Annotated in this window: 15 protein-coding genes and 1 riboswitch; of the genes, 14 read left to right on the forward strand and 1 reads right to left on the reverse strand. The window is 72.2% G+C overall.

The features are described from left to right. The first annotated feature begins 298 nt into the window (after positions 1–298). The 4 genes from C4T78_RS14150 (at position 299) to C4T78_RS14165 (ending at position 4,675) form a co-directional block, all read left to right on the forward strand. On the forward strand, positions 299–1,078 hold the full coding sequence (locus C4T78_RS14150; RefSeq protein ID WP_235862939.1) for a S1 family peptidase: 780 nt from the start codon (positions 299–301) through the stop codon (positions 1,076–1,078). Positions 1,079–1,220: 142 nt separating this feature from the next. Next, positions 1,221–1,832 carry a DUF4291 domain-containing protein gene (locus tag C4T78_RS14155; RefSeq protein WP_093344662.1) on the forward strand — a complete coding sequence of 204 codons (612 nt, stop codon included), beginning with the start codon at positions 1,221–1,223 and terminating at the stop codon, positions 1,830–1,832. Between the two features lie 101 nt (positions 1,833–1,933). After that, entirely contained in the window at positions 1,934–2,401 is a 468-nt protein-coding gene (locus C4T78_RS14160) for a GNAT family N-acetyltransferase (RefSeq protein ID WP_177247336.1), read from the forward strand. 40 nt (positions 2,402–2,441) lie between these two features. Beyond that, positions 2,442–2,623: riboswitch (cobalamin riboswitch) on the forward strand. Between the two features lie 39 nt (positions 2,624–2,662). Continuing rightward, positions 2,663–4,675: a putative cobaltochelatase gene (locus C4T78_RS14165; protein ID WP_093344665.1), complete on the forward strand. Its 2,013-nt coding sequence runs from the start codon at positions 2,663–2,665 to the stop codon at positions 4,673–4,675. A gap of 188 nt (positions 4,676–4,863) precedes the next feature. On the opposite strand, the gene C4T78_RS14170 is transcribed toward C4T78_RS14165, so the two are convergent. Beyond that, positions 4,864–6,018, reverse strand: a complete 1,155-nt coding sequence (locus C4T78_RS14170; RefSeq protein ID WP_093344668.1) for an MFS transporter — start codon at positions 6,016–6,018, stop codon at positions 4,864–4,866. A 251-nt stretch (positions 6,019–6,269) separates the two neighbouring features. On the opposite strand from C4T78_RS14170, the gene C4T78_RS14175 reads away from it, so the two are divergent. From C4T78_RS14175 to C4T78_RS14220, 10 genes are all read left to right on the forward strand, one after another. Beyond that, the gene (locus tag C4T78_RS14175) at positions 6,270–6,683 is read left to right on the forward strand and encodes a hypothetical protein (protein WP_093344670.1); all 414 of its coding nucleotides are present in this window, start codon (positions 6,270–6,272) and stop codon (positions 6,681–6,683) included. A 29-nt stretch (positions 6,684–6,712) separates the two neighbouring features. After that, positions 6,713–7,234, forward strand: a complete 522-nt coding sequence (locus C4T78_RS14180) for a DUF3558 family protein (protein WP_093344673.1) — start codon at positions 6,713–6,715, stop codon at positions 7,232–7,234. A 38-nt stretch (positions 7,235–7,272) separates the two neighbouring features. Continuing rightward, on the forward strand, positions 7,273–8,748 hold the full coding sequence (locus C4T78_RS14185) for a PPE domain-containing protein (RefSeq protein ID WP_093344675.1): 1,476 nt from the start codon (positions 7,273–7,275) through the stop codon (positions 8,746–8,748). A 75-nt stretch (positions 8,749–8,823) separates the two neighbouring features. Further along, a complete protein-coding gene (locus C4T78_RS14190; RefSeq protein WP_093348131.1) occupies positions 8,824–9,606 on the forward strand; it encodes an ESX secretion-associated protein EspG in 783 nt (260 codons plus the stop codon). 70 nt (positions 9,607–9,676) lie between these two features. Further along, positions 9,677–10,291: a cob(I)yrinic acid a,c-diamide adenosyltransferase gene (gene cobO / locus C4T78_RS14195; protein ID WP_093344677.1), complete on the forward strand. Its 615-nt coding sequence runs from the start codon at positions 9,677–9,679 to the stop codon at positions 10,289–10,291. Continuing rightward, on the forward strand, positions 10,285–11,646 hold the full coding sequence (locus C4T78_RS14200) for a cobyrinic acid a,c-diamide synthase CobB (RefSeq protein ID WP_093344680.1): 1,362 nt from the start codon (positions 10,285–10,287) through the stop codon (positions 11,644–11,646). Before cobO ends, C4T78_RS14200 begins: the two co-directional genes overlap by 7 nt. A 357-nt stretch (positions 11,647–12,003) precedes the next feature. Then, positions 12,004–13,230 (forward strand): precorrin-4 C(11)-methyltransferase, encoded by a 1,227-nt coding sequence (cobM, locus tag C4T78_RS14205; RefSeq protein WP_093344682.1) that lies wholly within the window; start codon positions 12,004–12,006, stop codon positions 13,228–13,230. A 154-nt stretch (positions 13,231–13,384) separates the two neighbouring features. Then, the gene (gene cbiE, locus C4T78_RS14210; protein WP_093348134.1) at positions 13,385–14,587 is read left to right on the forward strand and encodes a precorrin-6y C5,15-methyltransferase (decarboxylating) subunit CbiE; all 1,203 of its coding nucleotides are present in this window, start codon (positions 13,385–13,387) and stop codon (positions 14,585–14,587) included. Positions 14,588–14,655: 68 nt separating this feature from the next. Further along, entirely contained in the window at positions 14,656–16,401 is a 1,746-nt protein-coding gene (gene cobJ, locus C4T78_RS14215) for a precorrin-3B C(17)-methyltransferase (RefSeq protein WP_093344685.1), read from the forward strand. A gap of 53 nt (positions 16,402–16,454) precedes the next feature. Beyond that, a complete protein-coding gene (locus C4T78_RS14220; RefSeq protein ID WP_220389069.1) occupies positions 16,455–16,916 on the forward strand; it encodes an excisionase family DNA-binding protein in 462 nt (153 codons plus the stop codon). The last annotated feature ends 6 nt before the right edge of the window (positions 16,917–16,922 follow it).

Below are 16,922 nucleotides of genomic sequence, written 5' to 3' on the forward strand. Positions count from 1 at the left end.
CAGCACGAAGGTGCTGATCACTTGATCGGGTTGGATCTGTCACCTGTTCAGGCGCAGTTCGCGGACCCGGTGCAGGGAGGTGCTCCGGGTCCGTGGTGACGCGGGAAGGATGAGCAGCGGTCGACAGTGACACCCTCAGTAAAATTTCCCGGCGTCATCCATCTTAACGAAATATTTTCCTGACACCCTGTGAGTTGCGCCTCGTAATGTCCCGGTGCCCGAGTGACTACGGTGTGCCGTCGGCAAGATCGGCGACAGTGGGAGGCCCGAGGTGACGCGTGGCAGGACCGGGACCGCAGTGCGACGGCTCGTGATCACCGGTGCGGTGGCGGCGCTGACCGGTGTGTACCCGGCGACGGCGGGCGCGGCGGAGGAACCGCAGGCGCGGGTGCTCGGCGGTACCGCGGCCACCATCGACGAGGCCCCGTGGCTGGTCGCCCTGACCGACGACCAGGGCCGCCAGTTCTGCGGCGGCACCCTGCTGACCCCGATCAAGGTGGTCACGGCGGCGCACTGCATGCAGGAACCGCTCACCGGCGGCCAGCGCGAGCCGCAGCGGCTGCGCGCGATCGCCGGCCGCACCGACCTGAGCACCACCGACGGCACGGTCGCCGAGGTGGACCGGGTCTGGGTGCACCCCGGCTTCCGCGGCTACACCAGCGGCGACGACGTGGCGGTCCTGACGCTGCACCGGCCGCTGCGCCAGCCGCTGCTGGAGGTGGTCGAGCAGGGCGAGACCGAGCCGTACCGGCCCGGCACGGTCGGCCGCGTCTACGGCTGGGGCAAGACCAGCGAATCGGGCCGGCCGTCGACGACCCTGCGCGCGGTGGACGTCCCGGTCACGACCGACGAGTCCTGTCGCGCCGCCTACCCGAACTACGACCCGCGGAGCATGTTCTGCGCCGGAGTGCCCGAAGGCGGCCGCGATGCGTGCGCCGGGGATTCGGGCGGCCCGATCGTGGCGGACAACCGCCTGATCGGGGTGGTCTCCTACGGCACGGGTTGCGGTCGGCCGAACACCCCGGGCGTCTACACCCGCCTGTCCAGCTACGCCGACGAGCTCGCCGAACAGCTCTGAGAGCGCTGTCGGCGGAGCCGGTCGCACATCAGCAGGGGCACCCGCGGTCCGGGGAAGCACTCGGGCTCCGCCAAGCGACCACCATCAGGGCTCCGGGAAAACCGGTTGAAGGCACCGCTCGGCCTGGCACAGGCTGAGCGGTGTGAAAGATCAGGAAAGCACCGGGTACCGCGCTGTCCGGGCGCAGCACACGGCGACGTCGATCACGGTCTACCAGGCGTACTCGGCGGAGATCGCCGACGCGGCCTTGGCGGCCGGGACGTTCGCGCCGCCGTTCAAGCGCGAGCGCATGACGTGGATCAAGCCGTCGTTCCGGTGGATGGCCTACCGCTGCGGCTGGGCCACCAAGCCGGGCCAGGAACGCGTGCTCGCGGTCGAGATCACCCGCGAGGGCTTCGAGTGGGCGCTCGAGCACGCCGGCTTGAGCCACTTCGAGCCGGACACCCACGGCACCCGCGAGCAGTGGGCGGAGCAGCAGCGGGCGAGCCCGGTGCGGGTCCAGTGGGATCCGGAGCGGGACCTCCGCCTCCGGCCGCTGGGGCACCGGTCCATCCAAATAGGACTCGGCGGCGAAGCGGTGCACCGCTACGTGGACGACTGGATCACCGGCATCGCCGACGTCACCCCGGTGATGCGCGGGGTGGCGGAGCTGGTGGCGGCGGGCGACCTCGAAGCGGCCCGGGCGGGTCTGCCGCAGGAGGAGCCGTACCCGCTGCCGGACCGCATCACTCGCCGCCTCGGGGCCACCGGATGACCGGGAGCCCTCTCCGGAGCAGCTTCCGCCGGGAGTGGCGTTGACTACTCCGGTGCAGGTGAATGCGGGTTTCGAGACCCCGTTGTGATATCCAAGTAGGGATGACCCTCCAGCCGCTCGCGACCGCCGTCCACCGCGCTTACACCGCGGACCTGGACGCCGAGGACTTCTACCGGATGCTGCGCCTGCGCGTCGACGTGTTCGTCGTCGAGCAGGAGTGTCCGTACCCGGAGCTGGACGGGCGCGATCTGGAGGAGACCACCCGGCACTTCTGGATCGACTCGGCCGACGGATACGTGCTGGGCTACCTGCGGCTGCTGGAAGATCCCGACGGCACTTTCCGGATCGGGCGGGTGTGCACCGCCAAGTCCGCGCGCGGGCTGGGGCTCGGGCGCAAGCTGATGCGCGCCGCCGTCGCCGAGGTGCAGCACGCGCCCGCGGTGCTCGCCGCGCAGACCTACGCCAAGGAGTTCTACCGCTCCTTCGGGTTCGTCGAGGAGGGCGAGGAGTACCTCGAGGACGGCATTCCGCACGTCGACATGCGCCGGGAGCCGCGCCGCCGGGCGTGATCGCAGTGGTGCGCGTCTCGCGCGGTTGGTCCGCCGCGCCGGTTCTGCGACGATGCTCCATGATCCGAATGCAAGGGGTGCGGCAGGAAGCCGGTGCGAATCCGGCACGGTCGGCGCCACTGTGACCGGGGAGCGGCCCTCCCCCGAGAGCCACCGGGGCGACCTGGGAAGGCCGGAGGGGCGCGGAGATCCGGGAGTCAGGACACTGCACCCCCTTGTTCCCGCCACCGGGGCGTCCGCACCCCGAGGAAGGAACCCGGCATGACCGCTGCTCCGCGCTTCCCCTTCTCGGCCGTCGTCGGCCACGACGATCTGCGGCTGGCGCTGCTGCTCAACGCCGTGCACCCGCGAATCGGCGGAGTGCTGGTGCGAGGTGAGAAGGGCACGGCGAAATCCACCGTGGTGCGCGCGCTCGCCTCGCTGCTGCCGCCGCTCGATGTGATCTCCGACTGCCGCTTCGGCTGCGCTCCGACCAGCCCCGACCCGCAGTGCCCGGACGGGCCGCACGGCTCGACCGCGGCGCAGCGCCCGGCGCAGCTCGTCGAGCTGCCGGTGGGCGCCACCGAGGACCGCCTGATCGGTTCGCTCGACCTGGAGCGGGCGCTGACCGAGGGCGTCCGCGCCTTCCAGCCCGGTCTGCTCGCCGCCGCCCACCGCGGCGTGCTGTACGTCGACGAGGTCAACCTGCTGCACGACCACCTGGTCGACCTGCTGCTGGACGCCGCCGCGATGGGCCGCGCGCACGTCGAGCGGGAGGGCGTTTCGGTCTCGCACGCGGCGTCGTTCCTGCTGGTGGGCACGATGAACCCGGAGGAGGGCGAGCTGCGGCCGCAGCTGCTCGACCGGTTCGGCCTCACCGTGCACGTCGCGGCCTCGCGGGAGGTCGCCACCCGCACCGAGGTGGTCCGCCGCAGGCTGGCCTTCGAAGCCGACCCGGCCGGATTCGCCGCGAAGTGGGCCGAGGCCGACGCGGAGCTGGCCGAGAGCATCCGCATCGCGCGCGACCGGGTCCCGCGGGTGCAGCTGCCGGACGCCGAACTCCGCCGGATCTCCGCGCTGTGCGCGTCCTTCGACGTCGACGGGATGCGCGCCGACCTCGTGCTGGCCCGCACCGCGATCGCGCACGCGGCCTGGCGCGGAGCCGACGCGGTCGTCGCGGAGGACGTCGAGGCAGCCGCCCGGCTCGCGCTGCCGCACCGGCGCCGCCGGGATCCCTTCGACGAACCCGGCATGGCCGAGGACCAGCTGGAACAAGCGCTCGCCGAGGCGGCGGAGCACGCCGAGGACGGGCCGGAGCCGCCGGACGGGCCGGACGGCCCGGACGGCGGTGGGCAGGCTCCGGAGGAGCCGGCGGAGCCGTCCGGCGGAAGCGGCGCGGAGGAGCGCAGCGACGGGCGCGCACCGGCGGACAAGGCGCCGGCGGCGCCGACGCCGGCGTTCCGGGCGCGGCTGCTGGAGGTGCCGGGACTCGGCGACGGGGCGCCGGGACGGCGCTCGCGGTCGCGTTCGCGGAGCGGCCGGACGACGCGGCCGTCCACTGTGGAAGGACATGGCGTCCACGTGGCGGCGACCTTGGCGGCCGCTGCACCGCACCAGGTCGCACGGGGTCGCAGCGGTCCGGGACTGGTGCTGCGGTCCGAGGACCTGCGGCGCGGCATCCGGGAAGGGCGCGAGGGGAACCTGGTGCTGTTCGCGGTGGACGCCTCCGGGTCGATGGCCGCCAGGGAGCGGATGTCCGCCGTCAGCGGCGCGGTGCTGTCGCTGCTGCGGGACGCCTACCAGCGGCGGGACAAGGTCGGCGTGGTGACCTTCCGGGGTGATTCGGCGGAGCTCGCGCTGCCTCCGACGTCCTCTGTGGACATCGCGGCGGCACGCATGCGCGGGCTGCGCACGGGTGGCCGCACCCCGCTCGCCGACGGGTTGTTGCAGGTCCAGCGGGTGGTGCAGCGGGAGCGGACGCGTGATCCGCAGCGCCGCGCGCTGGTCGTGCTGCTCACCGACGGGAAGGCCACCGTGGCGGTTGATTCCGGGCTGAGCGGTCGTGATCGCGCTCAGCGCGCGGTGGCCGATGCGCTGCGGGCCGCCGGCCTGGTGGCCGGGACGGGGGCGGCATCGATCGTCGTGGACTGCGAGAGCGGGATGGTCCGGCTGGGACTGCCCGCCAAGCTGGCCGCTGCTCTCGGTGGTCCGTGCCTGCGGCTCGAAGAGCTCTCCGCGGAGAACGTCGCGGGTGTGGTGCGCGCTGTCCGGGATGAACGCCCGCAGGCCGCTTGATCTCGTTTTGGTTACGAGATTGCAGATTGCGAGTACCGACCCGCTGGTCGGATTGGTACGGTGACTGCCGTCCACCTGACCCCCAGGGGTGGACTTGCGAAGTGCCCCCGCGCTCCCGGCGACCCCCAGGCCGGTTGAGTGCGGGGGCCCTTTTTGCACCGGAGTCGGGAGCGGTGGTGGTGCGCCGCTCAGACGGTCGTGCGGGACTGGTAGCGGCGGTGGCACGCGGACGCAGTGATCAGCAGCGGGACCGCGACCGTCGCGGCGGCGCCGAAGAGCAGTGCGTAGGAGCCGTTTTCGGCGAACGGGCCGGCTGCTGCCGCAGCCGTCGCGCTGCCGAGGAACAGGGCTGAGGCGAACAGCGCCATCGCCAGCCCGCGGGCTTCGGGGACCACCGAGGTGGCCCAGGTCTGCAGGGACGAGTGCATGAACGACCAGCCGCCACCGAGCAGCAACGCCGTGACCACCACCGCCGCGATGTCGGTCCGCAGCGTCACGACCAGGTAGCCGATCGCCATCGACGAACCGCCGATCGCGATCAGCTGCCACACCGCGAGCCGCCGCCCCAGCGCCTTGACCACGCGGGAGAACACCCACACGCCGATGCCGTAGGTGGCCGCGGCCAAGCCCGCCACGGCGACGTCGACACCGCGGTGCACCAGCGCCGACGGCAGGAACGTCAGGATGCCCAGCAGCACCGCGCCTTCCACGAAGACCAGCCCGAACACCAGCAGCGCCCAGCGATTCGTCAGCACGGTGCTCAGGTGCTTGCGCACGCCGCCGACCTGAGCGCGCTCCGGCTCGGGAAGCCTGCCGATCAGCGCGGCGCACAGCGCGGAGCAGAGCGCGGGAATCGCGAAAACCAGCCGCCAGTCGAGGAAACTCGCGAGCACACCGCCGACCGCGGTGGCCATCGCCGTGCCCAGCGCCGAGGCGGCCATGAGGTCGGAGAGCGCGCCTTGCCGCAGTTCCGGGGAAACCGTGTCCCCGACGTAGGTCAGCGACGACGGGACGATGGCGCCCATGCACCCGCCCGCGATCGCGCGCGCGATGACCAGCGCGACCAGGTTCGGCGCCAGCGCGGACGCGATGCCGGCGGCCGCCGCGCCCAGCAGCGTGCCGCGCATGACCACGATACGACCGAACCGGTCCGACAGCATTCCCCACACCGGCTGCATGAGCCCGTAGGCGAGGAAGTAACCGCTGGCGGCCGCGACGGCCGACGCCAGCGGAACCTGCATCCCGAACGCGATCAGCACCAGCATCGGAGTGACCGAGAAGCGGTCGAAGTTGGAGATGAGGGTGGCGGCGGAAAGCACCAGAGGTGGCCTGGTGGACGACATCGAACGACTCCTCCGGTGTAGGACCCGTCCATGCTCGCGGACGCGCGCCTTGCGAGATCGGTGATCTGGACCACTTCGGCGGGTGGGAGTGAACCGGCTGGCCTCCTCGGCGGAAGCGGGTTTGCTCCATTGGTGTGCGATTTGCGCCCCGGGTTGCGAAATGGCTTCTTCGTGACCTACGCGCGAGGAAGCTGGTGCTAGGTTCCTATCCGTTTGAGGCCGGAACGGACTTACCTGGGGGTGGGGTTCCGATGGCGGAGGCATTCGGCGCGATCGGTGGGGCGGTCGCAGGTCTTGCGGCTACCAACGACGCAATGCAGGGCATCATCAGCGCGGCCAACAGCGGCTCGTTCACGGTCACGCCCGAGGCGGGCAACGAGCTGATCAAGATCTTCCAGGACTTCCAGGACAACGCTCTGCCGTCGATGCAGTCGGATTTGCTCACCTTGAAATCGCGAACGCCTTTGGGTGACAGCCCGGGGGGCAAGGCGATCGCGGAGTTCAACAAGCAGGTGGCGGCAGGTGGGGATGGAAAGTCGTACCAAGAGCTGATCCTGCAGATGAAGGAGCGGGTGCCCGAGGTCATCGAGGCGATCAAGAAGGGGATCCAGCTCTACCAGGATGTGGACGAGGGCAACGCTGGCAGTATCGGCGTGCGGGATTGAGAACGGGGTTTACTCAGGTGCGTAGGTCGATGTCGAAGTCTGTGATCGCTGGCGTGGCCGTCTTTCTCGTGGTGGGGGCTGCGGGCTGCGGTGCACCGGGCAGCGGCGGAACCGGCAGTGGTTCAGCTGAAACCAGTGAGAGCGCGTCGCCTGGAAGCAGCGTGGCAGAGGCTGTTGATCCCTGTGAGGTGTTGAACCAGGCCGATGCGACGAAGTTGGGCATCGAAGGTTCAGGAGAAGCCAAACGGATCGCTGGAGCCCCTGCGTGCGACTTCAAGGTTGCCGGAGGGGTTATTTCCGTCGTCGTGCACAGCGACAAGACCGTGGACGAGATGAACCTTACGGACGGCACCGTCGATACGGTCTCCGTCGCGGGTGTGGACGGCAAGCGCGTGCGCGAGCTCGTTGGTCCCGGCGACTGCGGTGCGTTCTTCCCCCTCTCTTCCAAGGGGGTCATCCAGGTCAGCTCGGTTGTGCAAGACACCGAAGCGGCATGCCAGACGGTGCAGGAGGCTGCGCCGTTGGTGTTGGCGAACCTTCCGAAGAACTGACAGGTCTGCAGAGAACTTAAAAGGAATTGGGGGAAGTCATGACGTCGCCGCCGGGTGGTGGAAACCAGTACATCGCAGATGTCGAGCAACAGGCCTACCAGCAGGGGCAGCAGAAGTACTCCGACGTCTCGGACGTCTGGCTGGTCGGCGATGCGCTGAACCAGGCGCTGTCCCAGGCCTACGCCAAGCAGGAAGCCACCAAGTACGGGCAGGAGCAGGCGCAGGCGCTGGCCACGGACCAGGAGCTGCGGGAGAAGCCCGGGGAGCTCGGCAACACCCACTACCTCTCCTTCGAGCACAAGGAGATGGACCGGTTCGTCAAGGAGAACTTCGATCCGACCGCGGTGCACGACGTCGGCCGCATCTACCACGGGCACGGTGAGAAGTTCCTCGACTTCGCCGATCAGATCAGCAGAGCGGCGGCCAAGACGGAGGAGACCTGGCGGGGGGAGGCCGGTGATGCGATGCGCAAGCACGTCGGGCAGCTGGCCGAGCACATGGCGCACTCCGGGAACGCCGCTCAGCTGACCGCCAACCAGATCGGCATGCAGGCCGAGGCCGGGGAGCGGGCCAAGAACTCGATGCCCGAGGTCGTCGAGTTCGACATGAAGCAGGAGCTCAAGAACTACTTCTCCGATCCCAACCCGTTCACCGCGATCAGCCGGGCGAACGACATCATCGAGAAGCAGGAGAAGAGCCAGGCAGCGCACGCCGAAGCCGCCCAGGTCATGTCGACCATGGAAGGCGACTTCGGGCGGGCCGCGGCGCAGACTCCCGCTTTCGTGCCGGCGCCGCGGGGGCCGGACGAGGTCGGGCCGCCGCCGGAGACGCGGCGGCCGATCGGGACGGTCGACCCGTCCACCAACGTTTCGAACACGCCCGCGGTCACCCAGTCGGCTTGGGCGAGTCCGACGGGGCAGGGCAGCGGGCCCGGCAGCTCCTCGGTTCCGCCGCCGCCCCCGTCGCCGAGCCAGACGAACGCCGTGTGGCAGCAGACGCCGACCGGTTCCGGTGGCGGGTCCGACACCCGGTGGAACCCGCGCACCGGGCAGTGGGAGCGGCGCAATCCCTACAACGGCAACTGGGCCCCGCTCCCGCCCGGCCAGCAGCGGCCCGGGCCCGGTGGCGGCCTGGGGCGTCCGGGCACCGCTCCCGGCGGTGCCGGTGGCATGGGCCGTCCCGGTGGTGGCGGCGGTGCCGGTGGTGCCGGTCGGCTCGGTGGCTTGGGCGCCGGCGGCGTCGGTGGTGCGGGCAACCAGCTCGGTGCCGGTGGCCGGGCCGGTGCCGGCGGGTTCGGCGCCGCGGGGAGCGCCGGGGTCGGCGGCGGTGCTGGTGGTGCCGGTGCCGCCGGTGCCCGCGGTGGTGCCGGGATGGGCGCCGGGGCCGCGGGCCGTGGCCAGGGCGGCAATTCCGAGGAGGACAACGAGCACGAGAGCAAGTACGTGCTCGACACCGACGAGGCTTGGGACGACCTCGGGCTGCCGAAGGTCGCACCGCCGGTTTTCGGCGAATAACTTCGACTGTTCCGCTCGATTTCCCGGAAAACCGATGTTTTTCCGGGGAATCGGCGCGCGCCCACAGGGGGAATGGTGATCAATTCGTTCACTCTGTCCGCCGAAGCGGTGGACATCCTCAGCGAGGACCTGCGGCTGAACCTGCGGCAGCCGCCGTTCGAGATCCCGCACTTCAGCGCCACCCTCGACGAGCGCGGCAGGCTCCGCAAGAGCGTCTGGGCCGATCTCGAGCAGCGCCGCCTCGCCGATCGCGGCCGGGCCGAGCCGGAGCTCGAGCAAGCGTTGAACCTGCTGCACCGCTCGGAGGTCTCGGTGGCGGTGACCTCCTACGACGGCCGGTCGGACACCGTCTTCCGGGCCCGGGTGGTCGCGGGAGGCCGGACCGGGGTCGTCGCGATCCAGGACGAGCGGGGCGTGCGGGTCGAGTTCGCCGACGTCCGGGGGCTGGCGCGGATCTGCGTCGGGCTGCTGCCGGAAGTACCCGCGGGCAAGCTCGACACCGGCACCGTCTCCGTCGCCGGTGAGCCGCAGCCCGAACCCGGTGCCGAGCCGGATTCCTGGCTCAGCGCCGCGCAGCCCAGCGCTTCCGGTCGCGGTGGCGGGGACCTGCGCAAGGTGGAGCGGATCATGGCGCTGCCGGTGCGCAGCGTGGGCTACTTCGTGGTGAGCGGCGTCGACGCGAGCGGCCGGCAGGTGCGGCTGCCCGCGGTCGGCTGGCGGGACACCGAGGAGGGCCGCTACAGCGTCACCACCCGCCAGAACCACGACGGCCAGCGCTGGAACACCTTCAGCCCGGCCGACAAACCGCGGCTGGCCCGCTACTTGGACGAACAGCTGGCCGCGTTCCGGCAGCGGTGAGGGGATCGCAGCCGCGGTCCGCCGGGGCTGCTGCACCGGCGCTCACGACCGAATTGGTTAGGGTCTGGGTATGCCTCAGGGACAGCCTTCCAGCGTGCCGAACGACGGACTCACCACCCGCCAGCGCCGCAACCGGCCGCTGGTCGTGGTGCACACCGGTGAGATGAAGGGCAAGTCCACCGCCGCGTTCGGGCTCGCGCTGCGCGGCTGGAACCAGGGCTGGTCGATCGGGGTGTTCCAGTTCGTCAAGTCCGCGAAGTGGCGCGTCGGCGAGGAGACCGCGTTCCGCGCGCTGGGTCGGCTGCACGAGCAGACCGGCGAGGGCGGCCCCGTCGAGTGGCACAAGATGGGCGAGGGCTGGTCCTGGGCGCGCAAGAAGGGCAGCGAGGAGGACCACGCCGCCGCCGCGCTGGAGGGCTGGCGCGAGATCGCGCGCCGGATCGGCGAGCAGCAGCACGGCATGTACGTGCTGGACGAGTTCACCTATCCGCTGCACTGGGGCTGGATCGACGTCGACGAGGTGGTCGCCACCCTGCGCGACCGCCCCGGCCACCAGCACGTCGTGATCACCGGCCGCTACGCGCCGCGGGCGCTCCTGGACGCCGCCGACCTCGTCATGGAGACCACCAAGGTCAAGCACCCCATGGACGACGGCCAGAAGGGCCAGAAGGGCATCGAGTGGTGACCGGACCGTCCCCGTCCCATGCCCGGGTGGTGATCGCGGCACCGGCCTCCGGGCAGGGGAAGACGACCGTGGCCACCGGGCTGCTCGGAGCGCTGCGGCGGCGCGGGACCGACGTCGCGCCGTTCAAGGTCGGCCCGGACTACATCGATCCCGGGTACCACCGGATCGCCGCCGGGCGCCCGGGGCGCAACCTCGATCCGGTGCTGGTCGGCGAGGAGCGGATCGCGCCGCTGTTCCGGCACGGGGCGGCGGAGCTGTCCGTGGTGGAAGGCGTGATGGGGCTGTTCGACGGCCGCATCGGTTCCGGCGACGGGCTGGCGGCCGGTTCCACCGCGCACGTGGCGCAGCTGCTGGACGCGCCGGTCGTGCTGGTGGTCGACGCGCGGGGGCAGAGCCACAGCCTCGCCGCGCTGCTGCACGGTTTCCGCGGCTACCGGCCCGAGGTCCGGGTGGCGGGCGTGATCCTGAACCGCGTCGGTTCGCCGCGCCACGAGGAGGTGCTGCGCGAGGCCGCGGACGCCGCCGGGCTGCCGGTGCTCGGTGCCATCCCGCGCGCCGACGACCTCGCCGTCCCGTCCCGGCACCTCGGGCTCGTCACCGCCGTCGAGCACGGCACCGAGGCAGTGCGGGCGGTCGAGGCGATGACGGAAATCGTTGCCAGGTCGGTGGATCTCGACGCCGTCGCCGAGATCGCGCGGTCGGCTCCGGAACTGCCCGGGCCCGCCTGGAACCCGCGGGACGAAGTGGCGCCGCAAGGTTCGCCGGTGGTCGCGGTGGCCGGTGGCCGGGCGTTCACCTTCGCCTACGCCGAGCACGTCGAACTGCTCGAAGCCGCCGGTGCCCGGATCGCCGTCGTGGACCCGCTCAACGACGAACGGCTGCCCGAGGGCGCCGCGGGTTTGGTGCTGCCGGGCGGATTCCCGGAGCAGCACGCGGCCGAGCTGTCCGCGAACACCGCGCTGCGCCGGGAAGTCGCCGCGTTCGCCGCCGACGGTGCGCCGGTGCACGCCGAGTGCGGGGGACTGCTGTACCTGTCCCGGGAGCTGGACGGGCATCCGCTGTGCGGAGTGCTCGACGCGCGGGCGCGGATGTCGTCGCGCTTGACGCTCGGTTACCGGGATGCCGTGGCCGCTGCCGACTCCGCGCTGTTCGCGGAAGGCTCGCGGGTGAGCGGGCACGAGTTCCACCGCACCGTCCTGGAGCCCGCCGCCGGAGCACCCGCGTGGTTCTGGCGGAGCGGTGCGGGGCCGCAGCGCGAGGGTTTCGTCGACCGCGGCGTGCACGCCTCCTACTTGCACACCCATCCCGCCGGGCAGCCCGGCTCCGTCGAGCGGTTCGTGGCGCGGTGCGCGTGATCAGGACGGCAGCGTGGGCTTCGCCACGCCGGGCGCTCGCCGTCCGCAGCCCGCACGGTCGGCCCAGCGCGGTTACCGACCGAGGTCGTGCCGCGCGTCGCTGCAACGCAGCTGATCACCGGTTCGAGGCCTTTCGGTGCGGGCGCATCACGTGCCGTGACAAGCGCTGCGCGGGACGTGACCGCGCTGGGGGAGGGGCCGTGGCCACGCGGTACGGTCAGGGCCTGCGAAAGCGGGCGGCGGCCCGGTGAGCCGCGTGCCGAGCGCCGGGTGCCCGCGCCCGCTGTCCGAAGTGGACGACGCGCCGCATTCGTCCGCTGTGTTGGTACTTCCACCCCGAGGCGGAAGAGGAGAGCAATGGTGACTGGCCGGATCTCGTTCATCGGTGCCGGTCCGGGCGCGGCCGACCTGATCACGGTCCGCGGCGCGCGGCGGATCGCCGAGGCCGACGTGGTGGTGTGGTCGGCGAGCGCGGTCGCGCCGGAGTGCATCCAGGAGCACGCCCGCGGCGACGCCGAGCTGATCGACTCCTCCCGCCTGACCCGCGAGGAGGCGCTGGAGATCTACCGCCGCGCCGAGCGGGACAAGCTCAAGGTCGTCCGCGTGCACTCCGGCGATCCGTCGATGTGGAGCGCCGTCCAGGACCAGCACGACGCGTGCTCCCGGATGAACGTCGAGGTCGAGATCGTGCCCGGCGTCGCGGCGTTCTCCGCGGCGGCTGCCGCCGTCGGCCGCGAGCTGACCGCGCCCGAGGTCGCCCAGTCGCTGGTGGTGACCCGCCTGGAGGGCGGCCGGACGCCGACGCCCACAGGCGAGGAGGTGCGCGAGTTCGCCAAGCACGGCACCACCATGGCGCTGTACCTCTCCGCTTCGCGCACCGCGCAGCTGGTCGAGGAGCTGCGTGCAGGCGGCTACCCGGACGACACGCCGGTGCTGGTCGCCTACAAGGTCAGCTGGCCCGACGAGCTGCTGGTGCGCACCACCATCGGTGAGCTGGAGAAGACCGTCAAGCAGCGCAAGCTCTGGCGCAACGCGCTGTTCATCGTCGGCAAGAGCCTCGCCGGTTCCCGCACGAACTCCTACCACTTCCGGCGCGCGGAGCCGGTCGCCCGGCGCGCGCTGCGCCCGACCGCTCCGCGCCGCCGCAGCGTCGAGCCCGGCCCGGCGAAGCCGCGCGGCACCAACGGGGTCAAGGACTCCGACGTGGCCTGGTGGGCGGTGCGCGACTGGCAGGAGAGCGCTCGCGGAGCGGCGCGGGTCGCGGCGACCCGCGCGGTGCCGCGCGTGGACGCGGCGCAGTCGCAGCTGTTCGCCGATGAGGCCGTGGCCGAGCCCGCGGAAGCCGTCGAATCCGCGGTCAGCGAGCAGCCCGTTGCCGTCGAGGCCGCGCCGAAGTCGCGGCGGACCTCCGCGGCGAGCACCACGACGACCCGGGCCACCGCGAAGGCAACCCCGGCCAAGCGGACCGCGACCAAGACGACGAAGACCACCGCGGCCAAGCGGGCGAAATCCGCGACGGCGGCGAAGGCGAAGCCCGCGGCCAAGCGCAAGCCCGCGGCCAAGCCGGACGAGCAGGGCGAGTGATCCGAACCGCTTCGTCCGAAGTGGACGCGGCGTGTGCGCACCGGTTCGGTGGCCGGAGGCAGCAGTATGGGAGCAGTTCAGCGAGGTGTGCGGCCGCCGGTCGCGCGTTCGGGGTGGAACGCGCGGTCGCGGCTGCCGAGGTGAGGTGGGTGACGTGGCAGTCACGGTGATCGGGATCGACGGCGGCGCCCTGCCCAAGGGCGCTGAGCAGGAGCTGGAGTCGGCTCGGCTGGTGGTCGGGGGCAAGCGGCACCTGGACGCGCATGCGCCCGAGCACGCGCGCAGGCTGGAGCTGGGCCCGCTGGAACCGGCGTTGAACGCGCTGTCCGCGCTCTCCGGCGACGAGCACGGCGTGGTGCTGGCCTCGGGTGATCCCGGTTTCTTCGGCGCGGTGCGCGCGCTGCGCGAGCGCGGCATCCGGTGCACGGTGCTGCCGTCGACCTCCAGCGTGCAGCAGCTGATGGCCCGCATCGGCCGCTCCTGGGACGACGTGGTGGTGGTCAACGCCGGCGGCCAGGACCTCGGCCGCGCGATCAACGTCTGCCGCGCGCGCCCGGCCGTGGTGGTGCTGACGACCGCGCCGAAGGCCGGACCCGCGCAGATCGGCTCGGGGCTGACCGGGTGGCGGCGCACCATGGTGGTCGCCGAGGACCTGGGCGGGCCGAACGAGTCGATCGTCACCCTGGATCCGGCGGAGGCGGCCAAGCGCACCTGGCGCGAACCGAACATCGTGCTGTCGCTGGCCGATCTGGACGACGTGCCGCACCGCGGCTGGATCGCCGGTGGTGAGCCGGTGCCGCCGGCCACCGGCTGGGCGCTGGCCGAGGACGAGTTCTCGCACCGCGATGGCATGATCACCAGCGCCGAGGTGCGCGCGGTGGCGCTGGCCAAGCTCGCGCCGCGCCCGGGAGCGCTGGTGTGGGACGTCGGCGCGGGTTCCGGCTCGGTGGCCGTGGAGTGCGCCCGGCTGGGCGCGGCGGTGATCGCGGTGGAGTCCGACGAGACGCAGGCGGTGCGGCTGATCACAAACGCGGCCGGGCACGGCGTGGACGTCCGGGTGGAGGAGGGCGAATCGCCGCAGGTGCTGCGGAACCTGCCCCGGCCGGACTCGATCTTCGTCGGCTCCGGCGGCAGCGATGTCGTCACCGCCTGCGCGCACGCCGGGGCGGCCCGCGTCGTGGTGGCGCTGGCCGCGCTGGACCGGGTCGGCGCGACTCGCGACTCGCTGCGTTCGGCGGGCTACGAGGTGGAGGGCGTCCAGCTCTCCGCGGCCCGCCTCGCGGAGCTCCCGGACGGGGCGTCCCGCCTGGAGGCGGCGAACCCGGTGGTCCTGATCTCCGGCTGCAAGAAGCAGTAGCCGCCACCGCCGCTCACGCCGGGTGGGAACATGCGGGTGAGCGGTGTCGGCCAGGCAGGGGAGCAGCAGTGATCGGTCTGTTCGCGGTGACCGCGGCGGGACGGCGGTCCGCCGCCGAGCTCGCCGCACGGCTGGGGCCGGACGCGGTCGTCGCCGACGGGCCGATCGGGTCCGCCGTGCGGCGGCTCTGGGACCACCTCGACGCGGCGGTGTTCTTCCTGGCCAGCGGGTCGGCGGTGCGGCTTGTGGCGCCGCTGCTGCGCGACGAGCGCACCGATCCCGGCGTGGTCTGCGTCGACGACGAGCGGCGCTTCGCGATCGCGCTGGCCGGCACGCAGGCCGGTGGTGCCGACGTGCTCGCCGAGCAGGTCGCCGACGTGCTCGACTGCCAGCCGGTGGTCACCTCGGCCACCGGCGGTGCGGGCACCACGCCGCTGGACGAGCTGGTCGAACAGCTCGACGCCACTGTGGACGGTGACTTGGTCGCCTGCGGTGCGGCGGTGCTCGACGGGCTGCCGGTGCGCCTGGTCAACCCGCACGGCTTCCCGCTGCCCGCCCTGCCGCCGAACGTGTCCCCGGACGTCGAGAGGCCGCTGTGCACGGTGGTGATCGACGACCGCCGGCCGACCGCGGTGGAGGAGCACACGCTGCGCCTGATCCCGCGCACCCTGGTGGTGGGCGTCGGCTCCGCGCGCGGCATCTCGCGCACCGCGGTGACCGAGACGATCGCGCGCCTGGACAGCGAGCACGGCCTGGACCCGCGCGCGATCCGGGCGATCGCCAGCGTCGACCGCAAGGCCGAGGAGGGCGGCATCCTGGAGGCGGTGCAGGACCTCGGATTCTGGCACTCCGCGGACGGCGGCGACGAGCTGTCGCTGCTGACCTACCCGGCCGAGGTGCTGGCCGCCGTCGAGGTGCCCAACCCGAGCCCCGCGGTGCAGGCCGGGGCCGGGACGCCCAGCGTCGCGGAGGCCTCGGCGCTGCACGCCGCCGCCGAGCTCGGCTTCGGAGCGCCGGTCGAGCTGGTCGCCGCCAAGATCAAGGGCGACGGCGTGACGGTCGCCGCGGCCCGGATCCGCCCCCGGGGCAGGCTGGCGCTGATCGGCATCGGCCCCGGAGCGGCCGACCTGCGCGTGCCGCGCGCCGACGTCGAACTGCGCCGCGCCTCGGTCGTGGTCGGCCTGGACCAGTACGTCGACCAGGTGCGGCACCTGCTGCGCCCGGGCACCGAGGTGCGCGCCACCGGGCTGGGCGAGGAGGAGGCGAGGGCCGTCGAAGCGGTCGAGCTGGCCCGCGAGGGCCGCGCGGTGGCGCTGATCGGCTCCGGCGACGCCGGCGTGCACGCGATGGCGAGCCCGGCGCTGGAGAAGGCGGACGTCGACATCGAGGTCGTCGGCGTGCCGGGCGTGACCGCGGTGCTGGCGGCGTCGGCCCTGCTCGGCGCGCCGCTGGGCCACGACCACGCGCTGATCAGCCTGTCCGGCCTGCGCACGCCGTGGGCGGTCATCGAACGCCGCGTGCGGGCGGCGGCCGAGGGCGACCTGGTGGTCTGCCTCTACAACCCGCGCTCCGAGCAGCTGGCCCGAGCGCTGGAGATCCTGGCCGAGCACCGCCCGGCGACGACCCCGGTCGGTGCGGTCCAGCGGGCGACCCGCACCGGCCAGCGGGTCTGGTGCGCCCCGATCGGCGAGTTCGACCCGGCGGAGGTGGACATGTCCACCACGATCGTCGTCGGCTCCTCCCAGTCCACTGTGGTCGGACACCGCATGGTCACCCCGCGCGGCTACCGCTGGATGGCCACCGACACCCCCTGACCCGGCGGCGGCCCGGCTTTCGTTTTGTTCGTTTCGCTGCTAACGCGGTGGCCATGCGGGGGACGGGTGAACGCACGGTTCTGCCACCGGCCAAGGCCGATGAGCTGCTCGGGCTGTTGCGCGCGCTGGATGTGCAGGGCAACGCGTCTGCGCTGATCACCCGTGATGGCTCGCGGATAGATCTGCCCGACGAGTTGTACGACGTGCTGCACGACGTGGTCTACGCACTGTCACGCGGTCTTGCGATCACGGTCGCGCCGAGGCACACAGTGCTGACCACAGGCGAGGCGGCGGAGCTGCTCGGCGTGTCCCGTCCCACGCTCGTTCGGCTGCTCGAATCCGGCGAGATCCCGTACGAGCAGCCGGGGCGCCACCGCCGGATTCGATTGGACGACTTGCTCGCCTACGAGAACGCGCTCGACGGGCCCGCGCAGCGGGGCTGGACGAGATGGTCCGCGTGTCGGAGGAAGCGGGGCTTTACGAGGTACCTGCAGACTCACACGTCGAGCGGCTGAACGACT

The organism is Saccharopolyspora kobensis (assembly GCF_900108315.1).
Classification (GTDB): Bacteria; Actinomycetota; Actinomycetes; order Mycobacteriales; family Pseudonocardiaceae; genus Saccharopolyspora; species Saccharopolyspora kobensis.

Bases quoted from the DNA above. Each gene is read 5' to 3' on its own strand.
- C4T78_RS14160 (WP_177247336.1), top strand. From the start codon at position 1,934: ATGACCCTCCAGCCGCTCGCGACCGCCGTCCACCGCGCTTACACCGCG.
- C4T78_RS14165 (WP_093344665.1), top strand. From the start codon at position 2,663: ATGACCGCTGCTCCGCGCTTCCCCTTCTCGGCCGTCGTCGGCCACGAC.
- C4T78_RS14170 (WP_093344668.1), bottom strand. From the start codon at position 6,018: ATGTCGTCCACCAGGCCACCTCTGGTGCTTTCCGCCGCCACCCTCATC.
- C4T78_RS14175 (WP_093344670.1), top strand. From the start codon at position 6,270: ATGGCGGAGGCATTCGGCGCGATCGGTGGGGCGGTCGCAGGTCTTGCG.
- C4T78_RS14180 (WP_093344673.1), top strand. From the start codon at position 6,713: ATGTCGAAGTCTGTGATCGCTGGCGTGGCCGTCTTTCTCGTGGTGGGG.
- C4T78_RS14185 (WP_093344675.1), top strand. From the start codon at position 7,273: ATGACGTCGCCGCCGGGTGGTGGAAACCAGTACATCGCAGATGTCGAG.
- cobO (WP_093344677.1), top strand. From the start codon at position 9,677: ATGCCTCAGGGACAGCCTTCCAGCGTGCCGAACGACGGACTCACCACC.
- cobM (WP_093344682.1), top strand. From the start codon at position 12,004: ATGGTGACTGGCCGGATCTCGTTCATCGGTGCCGGTCCGGGCGCGGCC.
- C4T78_RS14220 (WP_220389069.1), top strand. From the start codon at position 16,455: ATGCGGGGGACGGGTGAACGCACGGTTCTGCCACCGGCCAAGGCCGAT.